The 18,500-nt window shown below is 60.7% G+C and carries 19 protein-coding genes; 14 read left to right on the top strand and 5 right to left on the bottom strand.

The annotated features are described in order from the left end of the window. Positions 1-155: 155 nt before the first annotated feature. Complete coding sequence (gene treR / locus ACW5W7_RS11975; RefSeq protein WP_456501858.1) at positions 156-1,103, bottom strand: trehalose operon repressor TreR; 948 nt, start codon at positions 1,101-1,103, stop codon at positions 156-158. 134 nt (positions 1,104-1,237) lie between these two features. Between treR and ACW5W7_RS11970 the strand changes: the two genes are divergently transcribed. After that, positions 1,238-2,188 (top strand): AEC family transporter, encoded by a 951-nt coding sequence (locus ACW5W7_RS11970; RefSeq protein ID WP_349920854.1) that lies wholly within the window; start codon positions 1,238-1,240, stop codon positions 2,186-2,188. A gap of 97 nt (positions 2,189-2,285) precedes the next feature. Here the strand turns inward: ACW5W7_RS11970 and ACW5W7_RS11965 are convergent, their stop codons facing one another. Then, on the bottom strand, positions 2,286-3,581 hold the full coding sequence (locus ACW5W7_RS11965; RefSeq protein ID WP_456501857.1) for a PTS sugar transporter subunit IIC: 1,296 nt from the start codon (positions 3,579-3,581) through the stop codon (positions 2,286-2,288). A 265-nt stretch (positions 3,582-3,846) separates the two neighbouring features. Between ACW5W7_RS11965 and ACW5W7_RS11960 the strand changes: the two genes are divergently transcribed. From ACW5W7_RS11960 to ACW5W7_RS11915, 10 genes are all read left to right on the top strand, one after another. Next, positions 3,847-4,152, top strand: coding sequence for a PTS sugar transporter subunit IIB (locus ACW5W7_RS11960; RefSeq protein WP_349920856.1), 306 nt, complete (start codon positions 3,847-3,849; stop codon positions 4,150-4,152). A gap of 40 nt (positions 4,153-4,192) precedes the next feature. Next, a complete protein-coding gene (locus ACW5W7_RS11955; protein WP_456501856.1) occupies positions 4,193-5,518 on the top strand; it encodes a PTS sugar transporter subunit IIC in 1,326 nt (441 codons plus the stop codon). A 55-nt stretch (positions 5,519-5,573) separates the two neighbouring features. After that, a complete protein-coding gene (locus tag ACW5W7_RS11950; protein WP_456501855.1) occupies positions 5,574-6,959 on the top strand; it encodes a glycoside hydrolase family 1 protein in 1,386 nt (461 codons plus the stop codon). A gap of 38 nt (positions 6,960-6,997) precedes the next feature. Further along, positions 6,998-7,309, top strand: coding sequence for a PTS N,N'-diacetylchitobiose transporter subunit IIA (gene chbA, locus ACW5W7_RS11945; RefSeq protein WP_456501854.1), 312 nt, complete (start codon positions 6,998-7,000; stop codon positions 7,307-7,309). A gap of 11 nt (positions 7,310-7,320) precedes the next feature. Next, positions 7,321-8,250 (top strand): ROK family protein, encoded by a 930-nt coding sequence (locus ACW5W7_RS11940; RefSeq protein ID WP_456501853.1) that lies wholly within the window; start codon positions 7,321-7,323, stop codon positions 8,248-8,250. A 201-nt stretch (positions 8,251-8,451) separates the two neighbouring features. Beyond that, positions 8,452-9,591 carry a carbohydrate porin gene (locus tag ACW5W7_RS11935; RefSeq protein WP_456501852.1) on the top strand — a complete coding sequence of 380 codons (1,140 nt, stop codon included), beginning with the start codon at positions 8,452-8,454 and terminating at the stop codon, positions 9,589-9,591. A 129-nt stretch (positions 9,592-9,720) separates the two neighbouring features. Continuing rightward, a complete protein-coding gene (locus ACW5W7_RS11930; protein ID WP_456501851.1) occupies positions 9,721-10,683 on the top strand; it encodes a LacI family DNA-binding transcriptional regulator in 963 nt (320 codons plus the stop codon). 63 nt (positions 10,684-10,746) lie between these two features. Further along, positions 10,747-10,941: a cation transporter gene (locus tag ACW5W7_RS11925; protein WP_434665422.1), complete on the top strand. Its 195-nt coding sequence runs from the start codon at positions 10,747-10,749 to the stop codon at positions 10,939-10,941. A 128-nt stretch (positions 10,942-11,069) separates the two neighbouring features. Continuing rightward, the gene (ansB, locus tag ACW5W7_RS11920; protein ID WP_456501850.1) at positions 11,070-12,128 is read left to right on the top strand and encodes an L-asparaginase 2; all 1,059 of its coding nucleotides are present in this window, start codon (positions 11,070-11,072) and stop codon (positions 12,126-12,128) included. 120 nt (positions 12,129-12,248) lie between these two features. After that, positions 12,249-12,836 carry a superinfection exclusion B family protein gene (locus ACW5W7_RS11915; protein ID WP_349920864.1) on the top strand — a complete coding sequence of 196 codons (588 nt, stop codon included), beginning with the start codon at positions 12,249-12,251 and terminating at the stop codon, positions 12,834-12,836. A gap of 60 nt (positions 12,837-12,896) precedes the next feature. On the opposite strand, the gene ACW5W7_RS11910 is transcribed toward ACW5W7_RS11915, so the two are convergent. The 3 genes from ACW5W7_RS11910 to ACW5W7_RS11900 form a co-directional block, all read right to left on the bottom strand. Beyond that, complete coding sequence (locus ACW5W7_RS11910; RefSeq protein ID WP_349920865.1) at positions 12,897-13,355, bottom strand: methylglyoxal synthase; 459 nt, start codon at positions 13,353-13,355, stop codon at positions 12,897-12,899. 247 nt (positions 13,356-13,602) lie between these two features. Continuing rightward, positions 13,603-14,082, bottom strand: a complete 480-nt coding sequence (gene bfr, locus ACW5W7_RS11905; RefSeq protein WP_349920866.1) for a bacterioferritin — start codon at positions 14,080-14,082, stop codon at positions 13,603-13,605. 142 nt (positions 14,083-14,224) lie between these two features. Beyond that, entirely contained in the window at positions 14,225-14,431 is a 207-nt protein-coding gene (locus ACW5W7_RS11900) for a bacterioferritin-associated ferredoxin (protein WP_349920867.1), read from the bottom strand. A 138-nt stretch (positions 14,432-14,569) separates the two neighbouring features. On the opposite strand from ACW5W7_RS11900, the gene ACW5W7_RS11895 reads away from it, so the two are divergent. The 3 genes from ACW5W7_RS11895 (at position 14,570) to coxB (ending at position 18,499) form a co-directional block, all read left to right on the top strand. Beyond that, complete coding sequence (locus ACW5W7_RS11895; RefSeq protein WP_456501849.1) at positions 14,570-14,884, top strand: HlyU family transcriptional regulator; 315 nt, start codon at positions 14,570-14,572, stop codon at positions 14,882-14,884. Continuing rightward, positions 14,881-16,950: a tRNA(Met) cytidine acetyltransferase TmcA gene (locus ACW5W7_RS11890; RefSeq protein ID WP_456501848.1), complete on the top strand. Its 2,070-nt coding sequence runs from the start codon at positions 14,881-14,883 to the stop codon at positions 16,948-16,950. Before ACW5W7_RS11895 ends, ACW5W7_RS11890 begins: the two co-directional genes overlap by 4 nt. Before the next feature lie 436 nt (positions 16,951-17,386). Continuing rightward, positions 17,387-18,499: a cytochrome c oxidase subunit II gene (gene coxB, locus ACW5W7_RS11885; RefSeq protein WP_456501847.1), complete on the top strand. Its 1,113-nt coding sequence runs from the start codon at positions 17,387-17,389 to the stop codon at positions 18,497-18,499. The last annotated feature ends 1 nt before the right edge of the window (position 18,500 follow it).

The following is an 18,500-nucleotide window of genomic DNA, read 5'->3' as shown; positions in this document are numbered from 1 at the left end:
CATCACCCTGTAGGGCCAATCTGCCGGCCCGAGCGTTCTTGGTATAGTTCCTATTTAGCATGCTACCAATTTCTTTTTGCAGGAATGGGAACGTTCCCATTTCGTGGATGATCTCACAAAACGGGTGATTTTCACTCAATGGGTCGTGATGGGGGTCACGGCAACCGGCTGGGGGCGATGCTGGCCTGGGGGGGCAGGCCCTGCTCTATCTGGCCGAGCAGTTGGCGGGCGGCCTGCTCGCCGGCTCCCTTGTAGCCGAGATCCAGGCTGAGGGCGTTGGGGAACAGAAAACCAAGCAGGGGGTTGTTGCCAAGGCCGGTGACCAGCACCTCGCCCCGACCCTGCTCCTGCAGGTATTTGGCCGCCCCCATGGCGAGGGTGTCGCTGGCGCAGACCAGGGCCTGGGTGCTGGGAGTGAGCAGCTCGGCCGCCAGCCGATAGCCGCTCTGCAGGCTGAGATCCCCGAGGGCATGGCGGGGCGTCAATCCCTGCTCTTGGCAGTGGGCGAGATAGGCGTCGAGCCGGCGCTGGCCGGTGGTGAGATCCGACACGTCCACCCCGAGATAGGCGATGTCACGGGCGCCATACCGGGCCAGCTGGGCCAGCATGGTGCACACCGCGCCGGCATCGTCGAAGCAGACAGAGGAAAATCCTGTAAATTCTCGTGCCACCAGCACCAGCTTCTCCCGGTACGGGATCATGGCGTCGTAGTCGAGATCGTTGAAGGCAAACAGGATGATGCCGTCCACCTCGCGCCGCGCCAGCACCGCCAGGTGTTCGCTCACCTTGGCGGGAGAGAACTTGCTCTCCATCAACACGGCGTCGTAGCCACGGGCGTAGAGGGTCTCCAGCATGCCGCGCACCGCCTGATTCTCGGAGCTCGAATCGAGACGGGAGACGATGATGCCCACCACCTGCTGACTCTGGCTGCGCATGGCGCGCGCCGATTTGCTTGGCACGAAGCCGTGCTGGGCGATGATCTGCTCGACCTTCTCCCGGGTCTGGGGTTTCACCTTGGGATCCTGATTGAGCACCCGGGAGACGGTCGACTTGCCGACACCCGACAGGCGGGCGATGTCGAGGATGGTCAGTTTCTTTTCCATATCGGGTGCTCGGGAGGGAATTGTCCGTATTGTTGTGACAAACCCCTGTGAATACAAGCCCATGGCGTTAGAATGGCCGCTCCCCTCTCCATTTCGGCGACGGCCTGCCGCTCGCTACGCACAGGACGCGCATCATGGATCTGTTGGCAAGTCTGCACTTCTCCCTCTCCATCACGGGCCCCATCTGCATGGTGCTGGTACTCGGTATCTGGCTCAAACGGCTGGGACTACTGCCAGACAGCTTCGTCGAGTCCGCCTCCCGTCTGGTGTTTCAGGTCACCCTGCCGGCCCTGCTGTTTCTCAGCATGGTGCGCACGGATTTCTCCACCATGCCTAGCCCCTGGCTCATCCTCTACGGTTTGCTGGGAACCCTCGCCGGCTTCCTGATCCTCGAACTGCTGGCATCCCGCTTCATCAGCGAGCAGAAGCTCAGAGGCATCTTCGTGCAGGGCAGTTTTCGCGGCAACATGGGGATCATGGGGCTGGCCTATGTGCAAAACGCCTACGGCCCGGAGGGGATAGGGGCCGCGGCCTTGCTGGTGGGGGCGGTGACCGTGCTCTATAACATTTTGGCCGTCATCACCCTGACCCGCAGTCTGGGGGGAGGGCGGGGGATCAAGCCCATCCTCAAGGGGATAGTCAAAAACCCGCTGATCATCGCCATCGTCTCGGCGCTGCCCTTCGGCCTGCTCGGCATCGAGCTGCCCCAGCTGGTTATCAGCACCGGCAACTACTTTGCCAACATGACGTTGCCGCTGGCCCTGCTCTGCACCGGCGCCAGCCTCAATCTCAAAGCCCTGCGTGGCGGGGCCGGCCTGACCGGCTGGGCCACTGCCAACCGGCTGTTCTGCATTCCCGTGCTGCTGGTGCTGGGGGCCTGGGCGCTCGGTTTCAGCCCCCAGGCCCTCGGCATCCTGTTCCTCATCAGTTCCACCCCGACGGCGGCCGCCAGCTATGTGATGACCCGCGCCATGGGGGGCGACAGCGTGCTCGCCGCCAACATCATCGCCACCACCACCCTGGGCTCGCTGGTGAGTACCAGCCTGGGGGCGGCACTGATGAACTACCTGGGATTGATGGGGTAAGGGGCGAGCTGGTCGCCCATTTCGTCACCACCCTCGACTCCCAAGGCTCTTTGGGTGGTATCTGCCAGAGATTGCGTTGATATACCGGGCAACCCTCTTATCCCAGCCGCTCGCGCTCCTGCTCCAGCACCATCTTCTCGTGGGCTAGGAAGAAGGGGCGATAGAGCACATAACTGTTGAGGATGCAGACCAGGCTCATCAGACCGTTGTTCCAGCTGCCGTTGGCCGCCCAGGCGGCGCCGAGGGGAGAGGGCATGGACCAGGGCAGCAGGGCGATGAACCTGTCGAGGAAACCCCACTGGGTCAACTGCCAGGCGATCACGGCGTTGATCAGGGGCACGCTGATGAAGGGCAGGAAAAACAAGGGGTTCATTATGATGGGGAAGCCAAACAGCAGGGGCTCGTTGATGTTGAACATGGAGGGAATGAAGCCCAGTTTGCCCACCGACTGAATGGAGTGGCAGCGGCTGCGCATGGCCATGAACACCAACGGCAGCGTGGTGCCTATGCCACCGATCAACAGGTAATAGTCCCAGAAACCCTGCAGGAAGATGTGGGGCAGGGGCTCGCCCGCCATCAGAGCCGCCTGGTTGGCGCTCACCCCGGCCATCCAGAACGGTGACAGCAAACCGGTGACGATCAGGGCGCCGTGGATCCCCATGAACCAGAGCAGGTGCGCGATGAGCAGGGTGATCAACAGGGCCGGCAGGGTGTCGGCCCCCACGATCAGGGGTCGGAACAGGGAGGCCATGAAGTCTGGCAGGCTGATACCGAACTGCTGCTGCAACCAGAGCCGCAGCAGGCTCAGCGAAAGCATGATGAACAGCAGTGGCACGATCAGCTGGAAGCCGCGGCGGGTCATCACCGGTACCTCCTCCGGCATGTGGATATACCAGCCACGGCGATAGAAGAAGCGCGTCACCTCCACCGAGTAGAAGGCCATCAGCAAGGCCGTGAAGATCCCGGCTCCTCCCAGATAGCCAAACACCCCGGGTTGCAGCGAACGAAAGTCGATCAGCATCAGAAACGCCATGCAGCCCCCCAGACCACACAGCCGCTCCGGCATCTCATAGGCCTTGGCGAGGCTGGAGGCCGAGCCGAAGGCAATGATCAGCGCCACCAGCCCCAGGGTGTGGGAATAGACCGGAAACAGGAAGGGATGCAGCGCTCGCGACAGCCAGTGCAGCCACTGCCCGAGTGCGTGCGGGGTATCGGGGGAGATGGGTGGAAACAGGATCGGCACCAGCAGGCTGCCGACGATGACGAAGGGCATCGCCAGTTGGAAACCATCTCGTAGCGAGAGCACATGGCGACTGCGTGTCAGCCAATTGGCAAACGGTACCATGCGTTGCTCGATCATGCCGACCAGCATTGCCATCCATTGCAGATTCATCAGGTTGTTTTCCGTCCCTTGTGTGTCCATTGCCCCTTTTTGTCATGGGGCTTGGGCTCCATATTGACGGCTTTGGGTTTTTGTTTCCGTAATATCCGCAACCATTTTGCCATTTCATTAGGTCGCTCACACTTCCCACCGCTTTTTACCGGAAATTGCCGATCCCGCTCACACATCAATGGATTTGAAATGGAAACCGGTTTCCAAATCAAATCCGTTCGATCAAGAATGCATCGTCCGTTATGAACGTCTGGAGAATCGGGAAATGAAAAAAATCATGTTGTGCTGCTCCTCGGGCATGTCTACCAGCCTGCTGGTCAAGAAGATGAAAGAGGAAGCGGACAAGCGGGGATTGAGCGCCGAGATACAGGCCTTTGGAGCGGCGGAGTTCGATCTGCAGATGCCCCATTACCAGGTGGTGCTGCTGGGACCCCAGGTCAAATACATGCTGGCCGAGTTGCAGCAGCGGGCTGCCGCTCACGGCGTACCGGTCGAGACCATCAACATGATGGATTACGGCATGCAGCGGGGTGACAAGGTCCTCGACCACGCCCTCGCCCTGATCGGCTGATGAGCAGACCCAAACCAGTGACAGTCACAAGGAAACCTTCATGAACACCCTTTACGAACGCTTTGTCAGTACCATCGAAAACCGGGTCAGCCCCCTGGCCGGGCGGATTGGTCAGCAGAAATATGTGCAGGCCATCCGTGATGGCTTCATCGCCGCCTTGCCCTTCATGATCGTCGGCAGCTTCATGCTGGTATTCATCTTTCCCCCCTTCTCGCCCCAGACCCAGTGGGGCTTCGCCCGCGCCTGGCTCGATTTCTCGGCCACTTATCAACCCCAGTTGCTGCTGCCGTTCCAGCTGAGCATGGGACTGATGACCCTGTTCATCTCGGTGGGGATAGGGGCCAGCCTGGCCCGTCAGAACGGACTGGATCCGGTCACCACGGGTCTGCTCTGCCTGATGTCCTTCATGCTGGTGGCCGCGCCGGTCAAGGATGGCGCCATCTCCATGCAGTACTTCTCCGGCCAGGGGATCTTCACGGCCCTGATCACCGCCATCTATGCGGCCGAGGTCTATGCCTTCCTCAAGCGCAACAACATCACCATCAAGCTGCCACCCCAGGTGCCGACCGGTGTCGCTCGCTCCTTCGAAGTGCTGATCCCGGTGCTGGTGATCATCCTGACCCTGCATCCCCTCAACCTGATATTGGAAGGGACTACCGGCATGATCTTGCCGGAAGCCATCATGTCCCTGGTCAAGCCGCTGGTGGCGGCATCGGATTCATTGCCTGCCATGCTGCTGGCCGTGCTGGTGTGCCAGATCCTCTGGTTCGCCGGGATCCACGGCGCCCTGATCGTCACCGGCATCATGAACCCGTTCTGGATGGCGAACCTCGCCAACAACCAGGCCGCCATGGCGGCGGGTGAGGCGCTGCCCCACATCTTCCTGCAGGGCTTCTGGGATCACTATCTGCTGATCGGCGGTGTCGGTTCCACTCTGCCGCTGGCCTTCCTGCTGCTGCGCAGCAAGGCGGCGCACCTGAGATCCATCGGCAAGATGGGTGTGGTACCGGGTCTGTTCAACATCAACGAACCCATACTGTTCGGCGCCCCCATCGTCATGAACCCGGTCTTCTTCCTGCCCTTCATCCTGGTGCCCATGATCAACGCCACCCTGGCCTGGTTTGCCCTGGACTTGGGCCTGGTCGAGCGGGTGGTGTCGCTTACTCCCTGGACCACACCGGGCCCCATCGGTGCCTCCTGGGCCGCCAACTGGGCCATCAGCCCCATGATCCTGAGCCTGCTGTGCATGTGCTCCGCCGCGGCCATGTATTACCCCTTCCTGAAAGCCTATGAGCGCACCCTGCTCAAGCAGGAAGAACAGACTGACTCGAAAGAACCGACACTGGCGGCCGTTGCCAGCCGTTGATTGCCTGCTGGGGCCGCCTGGCGGCCTCTTTTTTCAAAGCCTGGAGTAACACGAGATGCAATACCGTTTTCCTGAACAGTTCTGGTGGGGCAGTGCCTCCTCCGCCGCCCAGGCGGAAGGCGCCAGCCAGCAAGATGGCAAGGCACCCACCATCTGGGATCACTGGTTCGAGCAATCCCCCAACCGTTTCCATCAGCAGATTGGGCCGGCGCAGACATCCGGTTTCTATGAGCATTTTCGCGATGACATTGGCCTGTTGAAGCAGCTTGGTCACAACAGTTTCCGCACCTCCATCGCCTGGTCACGGCTGATCCCCGCCGGGCGCGGTGAACCGAATCCGCAGGCCGTCGCCTTCTACGACGCCATGCTCGATGAACTGGCGGCGCAAGGGATAGAGCCCTTCATCTGCCTGTTCCACTTCGACATGCCCATGAGCATGCAGGAACTGGGGGGCTGGGAGAGCCGGGAGGTGGTCGCTGCCTACGCCGAGTTCGCCGACACCTGCTTCCGGCTGTTCGGTCACAAGGTCAAACACTGGTTCACCTTCAACGAACCGATCGTGCCGGTGGAGGGGGGGTATCTCTACGACTTCCACTACCCGAACGTGGTGGATTTTCGCCGCGCCGCCACCGTGGCCTACCACACCATGCTGGCCCATGCCGCGGCGGTGCAGCGTTACCGCATCCTCGGTCAGGATGGCCAGATAGGCATCATCCTGAACCTCACCCCCTCCTATCCACGCTCGCAGCACCCGGCGGATCTGAAGGCGGCCAACATCGCGGATCTGCTGTTCAACCGCAGCTTCCTGGATCCGGCGGTCAAGGGGGAATACCCGGCTGAGCTGGTGGCCCTGCTCGCGGAGCATGACCAGCTGCCAGCCTGCGAGCCGGGGGACAAGGCCCTGCTGGCTGCCGGCAAGATTGATTTGCTCGGGGTCAACTATTACCAGCCGCGCCGGGTCAAGGCACGCAGCAACGCGGTCAATCCTGCCAGCCCCTTCATGCCCGAGTGGTTCTTCGACCATTACGAGATGCCGGGTCGCAAGATGAACCCGCATCGGGGCTGGGAGATCTACGAACAAGGCATCTACGACATCCTCACCAACCTGCGCGACCACTACGGCAACATCCCGAGTTACATCTCGGAGAACGGCATGGGAGTCGAGGGGGAGGCCAAGTTCAAGGGCGAGGATGGCCAGATCCAGGATGACTACCGTATCGGCTTCATTCGGGATCACCTCATCTGGCTGCACAAGGGGCTGGAGGAGGGCTGCCAGTGCCTGGGCTATCACCTCTGGACCTTCATCGACAACTGGTCCTGGAGCAATGCCTACAAGAACCGCTACGGCTTCATCGAACTGGAGCTGGGTAGCCAGACTCGCCGTATCAAGAAGAGCGGGGAGTGGTTCGCTACCGCCGCGCGCGAAAACGGCTTCAACTGATTGTCTGCCACGGGGTCGGCCCTCATCAAGGAGTACATATGTTCGATCTGGAAGAGACAGTCATGGGTCTCATCATCAACGCCGGCATGAGCCGCAGCCTCTGTTTCGAGGCATTGCGCCAGGCCAGGGCCGGCCAGTTTAGCGAGGCCGACGATCTGCTGCGTCAGGCCGCCGAAGCCGCCAACGCAGCCCATGCGGTGCAGACCCGGCTGATCGAGGCGGACGAGGGGGAGGGCAAGATCCCGGTCAAGTTGATCCTGGTACACGCCCAGGATCACCTGATGACCGCCATGCTGGCCCGGGAGCTGGTCACCGAGCTCATCGAGCTGCACCGCAAGCTGGCCGCCTGAGGGAGATCATCATGTTGCGACTCGGACTCGACATCGGGGGCACCAAGATAGAGGCACAACTGCTCGATGGTCAGGGGGTGAGCCTGCTGCGCAAGCGCATCGCCACCCCGACCAGTGGCTATGGTGAATTCCTCGTCACCATCACGCAGTGGGTGGAAGGCATACGCCAGGAGCTGGATCGCCCCTTCAGCATCGGCATCGGGTTGCCTGGGGCCATGGATCCCCACACGGGTCGTATCAAGAATGCCAACTGCCTGTTCCTGAATGGTCAGGATCTCAAGGGGGATCTGACTGTGGCGCTGGGCCAGCCGGTTGCCATCGCCAATGACGCCGACTGCTTCACCCTGTCGGAGGCGGTCGACGGAGCCGGGGAGGCGGGGCGGCTGGTGTTTGGCATCATACTCGGCACCGGTTGCGGCGGTGGTCTGGTGGTCAACCGTCAGCTCATCGTCGGCCCCAATGCCATCACGGGGGAGTGGGGTCACAATCCCTTGCCCGGTTACGACCCGGCTCTGGATGGCCCCACCCAGACCTGTTATTGCGGCCGCGACAACTGCATCGAGCGGTTCATCTCTGGTACCGGTTTCAGCGCCCGCTTCAACCAGGCCTATGGGGTGAGCATGAGCACCCCGGAGATCATGGCGGCAGCGGCTCTGGACAATCCGGAGGCCCAGGCCCACTACCGGCACTTCATCGGTGCCCTCGGCCGCAGCGTGGCCAGCCTGATCAACGTGCTGGATCCGGACGTCATCGTGTTTGGCGGCGGCCTCTCCAACCTGGATGCCCTTTATCGGGATCTGCCCGCGGCCCTGGCGCCTTATCTGTTCTCGGACAGCTGCATCACCCGATTGCTGCCCGCCCGTTATGGGGACAGCAGCGGCGTGCGCGGCGCCGCCTGGTTGCCCAGTTGCAGCGAAGAGGTCGCGACCTGGTCCATCTGATCCCTGGCGGGGGAAGACGCCCATGTTCGCCATGAATTAAGACGCGGGGACGGGCCAAGGCGCTCACCCGCACTACCCATGTTCCTTGCCTCACATTGCCTCGCGATGGGGGAAAGGCATGCCCGAATTTGCCCTCTCTGCGGAGAGACAAATAAAGAAACACTTATAAATCAAATTCATAAAACTCAAGGAATGATAATAATGAAACTGACAAACCTGTCCGTCCAACTGCTGGCCATCCTGGCCCTGGGCACTCCCTTCATGGCCTGTGCCGTGGTGGAAACCAACACGGACTTCGGGCGCCTGAGCCTGGGAGGGGATGCCGAGATCAACCTCAACGCCTCCAACACCAACCGCAACAACGTGCTGGGCCAGACCAGCGAGACCCGGGATGATCGCTGGGATGAGGACGGCCGTCTGTTGCTGAATTTCCTTGGTGTGCGGGAGCTGGAAGATGGGCGTTATGGCCAGATCCAGATCCAGCCGACCATAGGCACCAATGGTGGTGCCGGCGCCGACGATGCGTACCTCGGCTTCGGTCAGCGCAACAACTGGGGCATGAAGGTCGGCCGCTTCGAGGCCTATGACATGTTCCCGCTGGGACAGGACATCTTTGTAGAACACTCCGGCGACAGCGCCAACGATCTCTACGTCGATGGCAATGGCTACGTCTATATGCTCAAGGAAGGGCGCGGCCGGGCCAGCAAGGGGGGGCAACTGCTGCTCAACAAGGAGACGGGCAACTGGTATCTGGAACTCTCTACCCTGATCGGGGACAGGACCAACCTGTTCGCCGGTCAGCAGTACCACGGCTACGAGCTGACCAAGGCCAAGGACTCCATCATGGTGCGTCCCGTCATCGCCTGGAAGGGGCAGAATTTGAAGGTGGCACTGGGGGCCGAAGGCAACGTGATCAATGACGCCATCGTCACCAGTGACGACGTCTCCGTCTCCGATCGTCTGGGCTACGGCATCACCACCAGCTGGACTCAGGATGCCCTGGTCATCAACGCCAGTGCGGCCCGCATGGACGCCGAAGATGAAACCGATACCACTTTGGGTGCCAACCTCGTCTGGTACAACGCGGGTCTGGGCTACATCTATGCCATCAACGACATCACGAACGCCAACTTGAACAACACCAGCGCCGACTTCAGCAAGATGATCGGCAAGCACACCATCAACACCGTCTATGCCTCCTACAAGATCCCCAGCGTGCTGGATCTCAGCAACTTCGACATCTATCTGGGGGCCTACTGGTCGCAACTGAACGTCGACAGCGGCGAGGTGGACAACATGGACCGCTACGGTGGCCGGGTGCGTTTCAAATACTACTTCTGATAACAAGCCTGCGTGACAGAGGGGAGCCCAGGCTCCCCTTTTCCGTTGGTGCAACGAGGCAACCCTTACCGGCTGGCGTCGGTTTGTGCTAGGATGGAAACCTGTTAACCGGTTACCGTTGATGAAGCCATGGCCAATATTACCGATGTCTCGCGCCTTGCGAATGTATCAAAAGCCACCGTTTCCCGTGTCCTGAGCGGTTCGCGCGGGGTGCGTGAAGAGAGTCGGCTGGCCGTGTTGCAGGCGGCGGAGCAACTGAACTTTCGCCCCAATGCGACCGCTCGCTCCCTCGCCACCCAGGCGACCGACTGCATCGGCGTCATCCTCTCGCCCCAGTTGGGCGGTCATCTGGCCAGCATGTTGCCCCTGATCGACGGATTTCTCACTGAGGCTGGCAAGAGCATGCTGGTGCGTTTCGCCGAAGGGCTGTCCCAACAGCAGCAGGCGGTCGACGAGCTGCTGGGAGGCCGCTGTGACGGCGTGCTGGTGATCGGTGCCAAAGAGGCGCTGCAAGCGGATGAGCGACTGATCCAGCTCGATGGTGTCACCGATTCGGACAACCTCAATCTCGGCTATGACCTGACTTTCGCCACCGAGAGCGCCTGCCGTTTCCTGCTCGGCAAGGGACATCGTCAGCTGGTGCTGATGCTCGATGACAAACACTCTCCCGCCGGAAAGCATGCCATCCAGGGCTATCAGCAGGCGCTGCAACAGCAGTCTCTGCCCTACAACAGCCAGTTGGTGATCGATGGCACCGGCAACCAGCAAGCCCTGCTCGGTCTGCTCAACCGCTATCTGCCTTTCACTGCACTCATCGTGCAGCGCGATACCCTGGCCGCCGATGCCATGCGCCTGCTGCGAGAGTTCAACCTCAGCATTCCGCAGGACGTTTCCGTGATGAGCCTGGAGGGATCCCCGCTGGCGGATCAGCTGACACCGCCGCTCACCTGTATCGAGTACCCGAGCGAGCGTCTGGCGCAGGAGTGCGTGCGTCTGCTGCAGGCCCAGCTGGCCCAGCGCCTGCTCCCCGCCGACGAGCAGTTGAAGTTCCACGGCCGCCTGCTGGTGCGTGAATCCGTAGTCGCGCGCTGACGCTTGACCTTGCCGCTGGCGGCAGCTTTAGGCTGGGATCACATTCACGAGAGGAGAGAGAATATGGCTATTGAACTCACCGTATCCGGCATGTCCTGTGGCGGTTGCGCCGCCAGCCTGCAAAAAGCCCTGCTGGCCCAGAGCGCGGTAACGCAGGCCAAGGTCGACTTCGACAGCAGCAAGGCCGTGGTGGAGAGCACCCTCAGCAAGGCCGAGATCATCGCGCTGATCGAGGCCAAGGGTTTCTCGGCAGAGTGAACTAACGCTATATAGGTATAAAACAGACCAATATTCTGTTTACTTGTTTTTATTGGTGAGAATGATCACTTAAATCCGTTTTAAAAAGCATAAAAATGCTGCAATCAACCCATCAGAAGGATTGCAGCATGACCCTCCCTATCCGCAAGACCCTGCTCGCCGCCGTACTCGGCCTGACCCTTTCACCCCTGGCCATGGCCCTGCCCAGCGTGCACATACTGGCGACCGGTGGCACCATCGCCGGGGCGGGCCAGTCTGCCACCCAGTCCAACTACGAGGCTGGCAAGGTGGCCATCGAGACTCTGATCGCCGCCGTGCCCGAGATGAAGAACGTGGCAGAGGTGCAGGGGGAGCAGGTGGTGAAGATCGGCTCCCAGGACATGAACGACGAGGTGTGGCTCAAGCTCGCCAAGCGGGTGAACGAGCTGCTGGCCAAGGATGATGTGGATGGCATTGTCATCACCCACGGCACCGATACCATGGAAGAGACCGCCTACTTCCTGAACCTCACCGTCAAGAGTGACAAGCCGGTGGTGCTGGTCGGCGCCATGCGTCCCTCCACCGCCATGAGTGCCGACGGTCCGCTGAACCTCTACAACGCTGTGGTCACCGCCTCGGACCCAAGCTCCAGGGGGCGTGGCGTCATGGTCGCCATGAACGATACCGTGCTGGATGCCCGTGACGTCACCAAGACCAATACCACCGGGGTGCAGACCTTTGCCGCCCCGAACTTCGGCCCGCTCGGTTATATCCATAACGGCAAGATCGACTACCAGCGCAGCCCGACCCGCCTGCACACCAGCAAGACCCCGTTCGACGTGAGCAAGCTCGACAAGCTGCCCCAGGTCGGCATCGTCTACAACTACGCCAATGCCACCGACCTGCCCGCCAAAGCCATGGTGGACGCCAAGTTTGACGGCATCGTCAGCGCCGGGGTGGGCAACGGCAACCTCTATCACACCCTGTTCGATACCCTGGCCAAGGCGAGCGAGGACGGCATCCGGGTGGTGCGCTCCGCCCGCGTGCCGACCGGCGCGACTACCCTGGATGCGGAGATCGACGATGCCAAGTACGGCTTCGTGGCCGCCGGCACCCTGAATCCGCAGAAGGCGCGCATCCTGCTGATGCTCTCCCTGACCCAGAGCAAGGATCCCAAGCAGATCCAGCGCTGGTTCCAGGAGTTCTAAGCGCACCTTATCAGATGCACTCAACGGGAGGCTCAGGCCTCCCGTTTTCATTCTCCAAGCCTTGGCACAGTCATTGCTATGGATAGACCACTGTCCACAATGCTCTGGGAAGGATGAACGATGAAACGGTGGATCCAACATTTCTATCAGCTGAACCGCCTCAACTGGCTCATGGTCTGGCTGCTGCTCTGCTGCAGCATCATCCTGCTGTTCCCGGCGGGATTGATGAAGGGAGCCGTCAGCCAGTGGGCCACGGCCCATGCGGCCTGGCTCGGAGTCGGCATGCTGATCGCCATCTCCTATTTCTGCAGCCAGGGTTTCCTGATCTTCTGGGAGTGGGCCTGTGACGAGTGGCAGTCCCGCCGCCAACAGGATCAACTGGCCCAGATGATCGGCTTCCTCGACTTCAACGAGAAGGCGGTACTGCGCGAGTTCGTATTGCAGCGCAAGAGCGTCATAAACCTGCCGATCACCGAGCCCGCCGTCAAAAATCTGATGGATGCCGGGGTGCTGACCTATGCCTATGGCAAGCCGGTGCGGGAAAAGGATGACGAGAACCAGATCCGCGCCCTGATGATCGCGCTGCCGGCACGGCCGCTGCTCACCTACAAGGTGCTGGGGTTGTCTCGCGGCAAGATGAGCGACGAGCAGGTGGAGCAGATCATGAATGCCAGACCCAAGTTCGCCCAGAAGAGCTTCCAGCGCTGAGTTTCACGCATCCTGAATAAAAAAGCCGGACACTGTCCGGCTTTTTGCTGTCTGGGGCGCTTACTCGGTTCTTGCCTTGAGATAGCCGGCGTAGTCCGGCACCTGCACGCTGAAGGCGCGCTGCATGTGCGGGCTGTCCATGATGAAGTCCGCGGTCGCTTCGTTGGTGGCGACCGGAATGTTCCACACCGCCGCGAGGCGCAGCAGGGCCTTCACGTCCGGATCGTGAGCGGCGGCGTTGAGGGGATCCCAGAAGAAGATCATCACGTCGATCTTGCCTTCGGCAATCAGGGCGCCGAGCTGCTGATCGCCGCCCATGGGGCCGGAGAAGAGGCAGGTGATGGGCAGTTGTGCCTGCTTGCCGAGCAGGGTGCCGGTGGTGCCGGTCGCATAGAGATGGTGGAGCTTGAGCTCCTCCTTGCGTCTCAGCACCCAGTTCAGCAAGGGGGCCTTCATGTTGTCGTGAGCCACCAGGGCTACCCGTTTGTGGGGCGCCATCTCACGTGCGATCAGTTCCATGGGATCATCCGTAGCAAAGTGATGGGAATAGGGCTGTATCCTAATCGAAAGCGGCGCCCGCTGTCTTGCCGTGCACCGTAACTGTGATCTTCTCGACGCTTGCGACCAGGGATATCGACGTATTGCCAGCAGCAGGCCGCGCAATGATGGCCCTGTCCGCTGCGTTGGGGGTATGTCTTCCGTGCTGATACAGGCGAGAAAAAACCCGCCGAAGCGGGTTGGGACGCGGCGTCATGCCATCTCCACTTCAGGATGACTCCGAGTGCAGCTGGGATTGCTGGTAGTTTTCCAGACCGATGCGATCGATGAGATCAAGCTGGGTCTCCAGCCAGTCCACATGATCCTCTTCGTCTTCCAGGATCTTCTGGAACAGGTCACGGCTGACGTAGTCATGGACAGATTCGGCATAGGTGATGGCCACCTTCAGGTCGGGGATGGCATCCATCTCCAGCGAGAGATCGCAACGCAACATCTCGTCGACCGTCTCACCGATGCGCAGCTTGCCCAGGTCTTGCAAATTGGGCAGTCCTTCCAGAAACAGTACCCGCTTGACCAGTTCGTCGGCATGTTTCATCTCATCGATGGACTCGTGGTATTCCTTGTGCCCAAGACCCTTGAGGCCCCAGTCATCATAGATGCGGGCATGGAGGAAATACTGGTTGATGGCCACCAACTCATTGGCCAGCACCTTGTTGAGGTGGGCAATGATCTTGGGATCTCCTTTCATCGACATTACTCCTTATGTTCGTGCCAGTGGCAGCGATCACTAGAGCTTAGTCCAGAAAAGTGACAATAGAAGAACCGGCGATTTCACTCGCCTGAGGGCATAGGGATCCGGCTGACGGATCAGAGAGGGGAGAAATCAGGTATCAAGCCACTTCGTAGTAGAGCGGGGCCTGATCCGATTCTATCTTGCTGCGTTCGGTGGCGATGATCTCCATGGCCATGCGTACACACTTGCCACATTGGGCACCCACTTCCAGCGACTCTTTCAGCTGTCTGAATTCGGTCTTGCCTGTCTGCACCGCCTTGCGGATCTGGGTATCTGTGATGCCGCGGCACAAACACACGTACATATTACTGACCTCATACTGGAATGAGAGGAAATCTAAATGAGAATGGTTCGTAGTGCAAATACCGATTGGTAATAAGATCCCTCGCTTGCCAGCCATTCTCCCCTTGGGGACAATGCGGCCATCAGAAAGGAGACGATGATGCTCAAGAAACTGTTCAGTGCCCTGTTCAACAGCCAGCCGGCCCCTGCTGTCGAGGTGACTCCGACCGAGTACGCCGGTTATCTCATCTATCCCGAGCCCATGGCGGAAGGAGGGCAGTATCGCCTGGCCGGACGCATCACCAGGGAGGTGGATGGGGAGGTGCTGACTCACAGGTTCATCCGCTCCGATCTGTTCGTCAACCCGGCGGATGCCGAGCGTTTCATGGTGCAAAAGGCCCATACCTTCATCGATCAGATGGGGGAGAAGATGTTCGAGCCTCGCGTCAAGCGCGGTGATCCGGCCGCCTCATGAGCCCATCAGAGGTAAGCGAGCTACGCCGCACCCTCGCGCTTTGTGGCGAGCGGCGCCTGATCTGGCTTGAGGGAGAGGAGGCCGATTGCATCGACCGGACCGAACCCTGGCTGGGAGAGGTTGTCTTCTGGCTGGGTGATGGGCCTGCCTGCCATGCACCGATGCCGGCCACCAAGGCGCTGCAACGGCTAGGCCAGGAGTGCGACACGCTCGTTTTCAATGCTTTCAGCGGTTTTCACTCCGATGCTTTTGGCGCCTTGGCGGGGACCCTGCGTGCCGGTGGCTTGCTGCTGCTGCTGACACCCCCGAGGGAACGGTGGCCCGCCTATGGGGATCCGGACAGGTTGCGGCTGGTTGCCCAGCCGGAGGAGGCGAGCAAGGCGGGTCATGGTTTTATTGCCCGCCTGGTGCGGCTTCTGGCAGCATATCCTGCTACTTCACTTGCCTCTGTTGGCAAAAACATTTGCTGGCAGCCGCTGGGGCAGGAGCGTCCGCTGAGCAAGGACCAGGATCATGCCTTGTCTGCCATCCACAGGATGCTCCACGGTCACCGCCGCCGCCCCTTGGTGCTGAGTGCTGACAGGGGGCGGGGCAAGAGCGCCGTGCTGGGGCTCGCCGCCGCCGATTTGCTGCGTCAGCATCCGGATTTGAAGATAGTGGTGACGGCCCCCTCACAGGGGACTGTTGCCACCCTCTTCGCTCACGCCAGGGCCGGGCTGCCCGTCTGTGAGGCAGAACTGACGGGGTTAGTTTATGTGTCGCCGGATCGGCTGGTGCACGAAGATCTGCAGCCGGATCTGCTGCTGGTGGACGAAGCTGCCGCCATTCCGACCCCGCTGCTGGAGGCCATGCTGGTCCGCCACAGCCGCATCGTCTTCGCCACCACGGAACATGGCTATGAGGGAACCGGACGCGGTTTTCACCTGCGCTTCAAGCGCATTCTGGATGCGCAAGCCCCGGGTTGGCAGGAGCTGCACCTGAGCGAGCCTATTCGCTGGAGCCGGCACGATCCGCTGGAGCCCCTGGTGTTCCGCCTGCTTGGTCTCGATACGGATGTCCCGGTGCCACCCCAGCCGACGGCGCCAGAGTGGCGGTTGATTGGGCAGGAGAATCTGGCCGTGGATGACGTGCTGCTCGGGCAGGTATTCGGCCTGCTGGTGCTGGCCCACTACCAGACGACCCCGAGCGATCTGCGATACCTGCTGGAGAGCCCGGATCTCGACATCCATCTGCTGGAGCAGGGTCAGAGTTTGCTCGGTGTGGCGCTGGTGGTGCGCGAGGGCAAGATAGCCCCTGCCTTGGCTCGCGATATCTGGGCGGGGCGGCGACGTCCCCGAGGTCATCTGCTGCCCCAGTCGCTGCTGGCACATGCCGGATTCACGACGGCGGGGGAGCGCGGCTACGCCAGGGTGATGCGTATCGCCATCCATCCGAGCCTGCATCGCCATGGATTGGGCTCCGTGCTGCTGGGAAAGCTGGAGGCGCATTATCGGGCTCTGGGCGTCGACTACCTGGGGTCAGCCTTCTCCGCCAGCGCGGATCTGCTGCCGTTCTGGCAAAAGGCAGGACTCAAGACCTTGCGCATCGGTCTGCAACGGGATGCCGCCAGCGGCTGTCATGCAGCCCTGTTGCTCAAGGCACTGAAAGCGGAGTGGGAGCCCGAGTTGGCCCAATGGCGTCAGCGATTCGTACAACAGTTGCCGACCCTGCTGGCGGGGGAGCTCAAAGCGCTGGATCCCGAGCTCGTCTGGCAATGTTTGCACGAGGATGTCGTCAGGGTTGCCGCATTGGATGAGTTCCAGCGCGAGGAGCTGGAGTGCTTTGCTCACCATCACAAGCCGTTCGAGCTGTGCCAGCCCAGCCTGCAGCGCTGGCTGATGGGCCAGATACAGGCCCTGGGTGGACTGGAGCCGGGTGAGCGGCGTCTGCTTATCGCGACCATCTGGCAGTATGCCCCCTGGGATGGGCTGGCCAAGACTCTGGGGCTGGCTGGCAAACCCGCGATCATCAAGACATTGCGCAACCTGCTGGCTCGCCTGCTGGGTGAGAACGCCAAGGCGGGGTGAAAACCACCCTGTCTATCTACATCGGCAGCCAGTCTGATGTTTGAGCAGCAACGTTATCGAGATATCTGATAGGGACCTGCGGGCCCCTTGTTGATTGGTCAGGCGAGTGATAGCTATCGCGCAGCAGCACAACCCTGGGTGAAAGAGCGGCTCCCGTTGGCTGACACTATTTCGTCCAGACCCTCTTGATATCCATGATCCCCGTTCGTTCCTCGCATTGAATCTCTTCACCGCATCACTGCTCGGATGAGTTTCCCATGGGCCCGTATCATTTTGGCTTTTCCCGAATATGGTCTAATACTTGATGGTGGTGATGATTTTAATAACTGCATTATTTTCAGGTGGTTAGCATTATCATTGGTTAATGTTTGCCATCTTTTCTAACGTGCACAGGGAGTGCAATGTGGGAAAAAATGCAACCAGCCATGGCCCATGGATGTTCTGCCTCGTTGGCGGCCCGGCATCTGCCGGCGACCTGACGTTCAACATGACGCGCGGTGCTACCGCCATCAGCCAGCAGGTCTACGACCTGCACATGACCATCTTCTACATCTGTTGCCTGATCGGCCTGCTGGTGTTCGGTGCCATGCTCTGGTCCATCATCCGTCATCGAAAATCCCGTGGTGCCAAGGCGGCCCAATTCCACGAAAGCACCCGTATCGAACTGTTATGGACCGCCATCCCGGTGTTGATTCTGGTGGCCATGGCGGTGCCCGCCACCTCGACGCTGCTTAAGATGGAGGACACCTCGAAAGCTGACCTGACGGTGCTGGTCACGGGTTCCCAATGGAAGTGGCACTACAAATATCTCGAGCACCCGGTGGAGTTCTACTCCCTGCTGGCGACCGACAGGAAGCAGGTCAAGGGTGAGCAGCCCAAGGGGGACCACTACTTGCTGGAGGTCGATCAGCCGCTGGTGCTGCCCGTCGGCAAAAAGATCCGCTTCCTGATGACGTCGGACGACGTCATTCACTCCTGGTGGGTTCCCGCCTTCGCGGTGAAGCGGGACGCCAACCCAGGCTACATCAATGAATCCTGGACCCGGATCGACAAACCCGGCACCTACCGGGGCCAGTGCGCCGAGCTGTGCGGCAAGGATCACGGCTTCATGCCCATCGTCGTGGTGGCAAAAACTGCCGAGGAGTTTGATGGCTGGATTGCCAAGACGGCAGGGGAGCAAGCCGCCGCCAAGGCGCAACAGCAGGACTTGGCGAGTCAGACCATGACCCTGCCCCAGGCCATGGAGATCGGCGAGAAGGTATTCCTCGGCCACTGCGCCGCCTGTCACCAGCCGACCGGAACCGGGCTGCCCGGCATTTTCCCCGCCCTCAAGGGCAGCAAGGTCACCACGATGGCTGAAAACCGGGCCAATCATCTGGATCTGGTGCTCCATGGCAAGAGTGGGACGGCCATGCTCGGCTTTGGCAAGCAGCTCAGTCTGCAAGAAGTAGCCGCGGTGGTGACTTACGAGCGTAATGCCTGGGGCAACAATACCGGCGACGTGGTTCAGGCTGCCGAGGTGCAGTCCATCTTGAAACAGGACAAGTGAG

Source organism: Aeromonas intestinalis (genome assembly GCF_054052485.1).
This window is presented reverse-complemented; position numbering and strand designations above follow the sequence as displayed.

Coding starts and splice junctions, on each gene's coding strand:
- treR (WP_456501858.1), bottom strand. CDS start 1,103: ATGGAAAAGAAACTGACCATCCTCGACATCGCCCGCCTGTCGGGTGTC.
- ACW5W7_RS11970 (WP_349920854.1), top strand. CDS start 1,238: ATGGATCTGTTGGCAAGTCTGCACTTCTCCCTCTCCATCACGGGCCCC.
- ACW5W7_RS11965 (WP_456501857.1), bottom strand. CDS start 3,581: ATGAATCTGCAATGGATGGCAATGCTGGTCGGCATGATCGAGCAACGC.
- ACW5W7_RS11960 (WP_349920856.1), top strand. CDS start 3,847: ATGAAAAAAATCATGTTGTGCTGCTCCTCGGGCATGTCTACCAGCCTG.
- ACW5W7_RS11955 (WP_456501856.1), top strand. CDS start 4,193: ATGAACACCCTTTACGAACGCTTTGTCAGTACCATCGAAAACCGGGTC.
- ACW5W7_RS11950 (WP_456501855.1), top strand. CDS start 5,574: ATGCAATACCGTTTTCCTGAACAGTTCTGGTGGGGCAGTGCCTCCTCC.
- chbA (WP_456501854.1), top strand. CDS start 6,998: ATGTTCGATCTGGAAGAGACAGTCATGGGTCTCATCATCAACGCCGGC.
- ACW5W7_RS11940 (WP_456501853.1), top strand. CDS start 7,321: ATGTTGCGACTCGGACTCGACATCGGGGGCACCAAGATAGAGGCACAA.
- ACW5W7_RS11935 (WP_456501852.1), top strand. CDS start 8,452: ATGAAACTGACAAACCTGTCCGTCCAACTGCTGGCCATCCTGGCCCTG.
- ACW5W7_RS11930 (WP_456501851.1), top strand. CDS start 9,721: ATGGCCAATATTACCGATGTCTCGCGCCTTGCGAATGTATCAAAAGCC.
- ACW5W7_RS11925 (WP_434665422.1), top strand. CDS start 10,747: ATGGCTATTGAACTCACCGTATCCGGCATGTCCTGTGGCGGTTGCGCC.
- ansB (WP_456501850.1), top strand. CDS start 11,070: ATGACCCTCCCTATCCGCAAGACCCTGCTCGCCGCCGTACTCGGCCTG.
- ACW5W7_RS11915 (WP_349920864.1), top strand. CDS start 12,249: ATGAAACGGTGGATCCAACATTTCTATCAGCTGAACCGCCTCAACTGG.
- ACW5W7_RS11910 (WP_349920865.1), bottom strand. CDS start 13,355: ATGGAACTGATCGCACGTGAGATGGCGCCCCACAAACGGGTAGCCCTG.
- bfr (WP_349920866.1), bottom strand. CDS start 14,082: ATGAAAGGAGATCCCAAGATCATTGCCCACCTCAACAAGGTGCTGGCC.
- ACW5W7_RS11900 (WP_349920867.1), bottom strand. CDS start 14,431: ATGTACGTGTGTTTGTGCCGCGGCATCACAGATACCCAGATCCGCAAG.
- ACW5W7_RS11895 (WP_456501849.1), top strand. CDS start 14,570: ATGCTCAAGAAACTGTTCAGTGCCCTGTTCAACAGCCAGCCGGCCCCT.
- ACW5W7_RS11890 (WP_456501848.1), top strand. CDS start 14,881: ATGAGCCCATCAGAGGTAAGCGAGCTACGCCGCACCCTCGCGCTTTGT.
- coxB (WP_456501847.1), top strand. CDS start 17,387: ATGTTCTGCCTCGTTGGCGGCCCGGCATCTGCCGGCGACCTGACGTTC.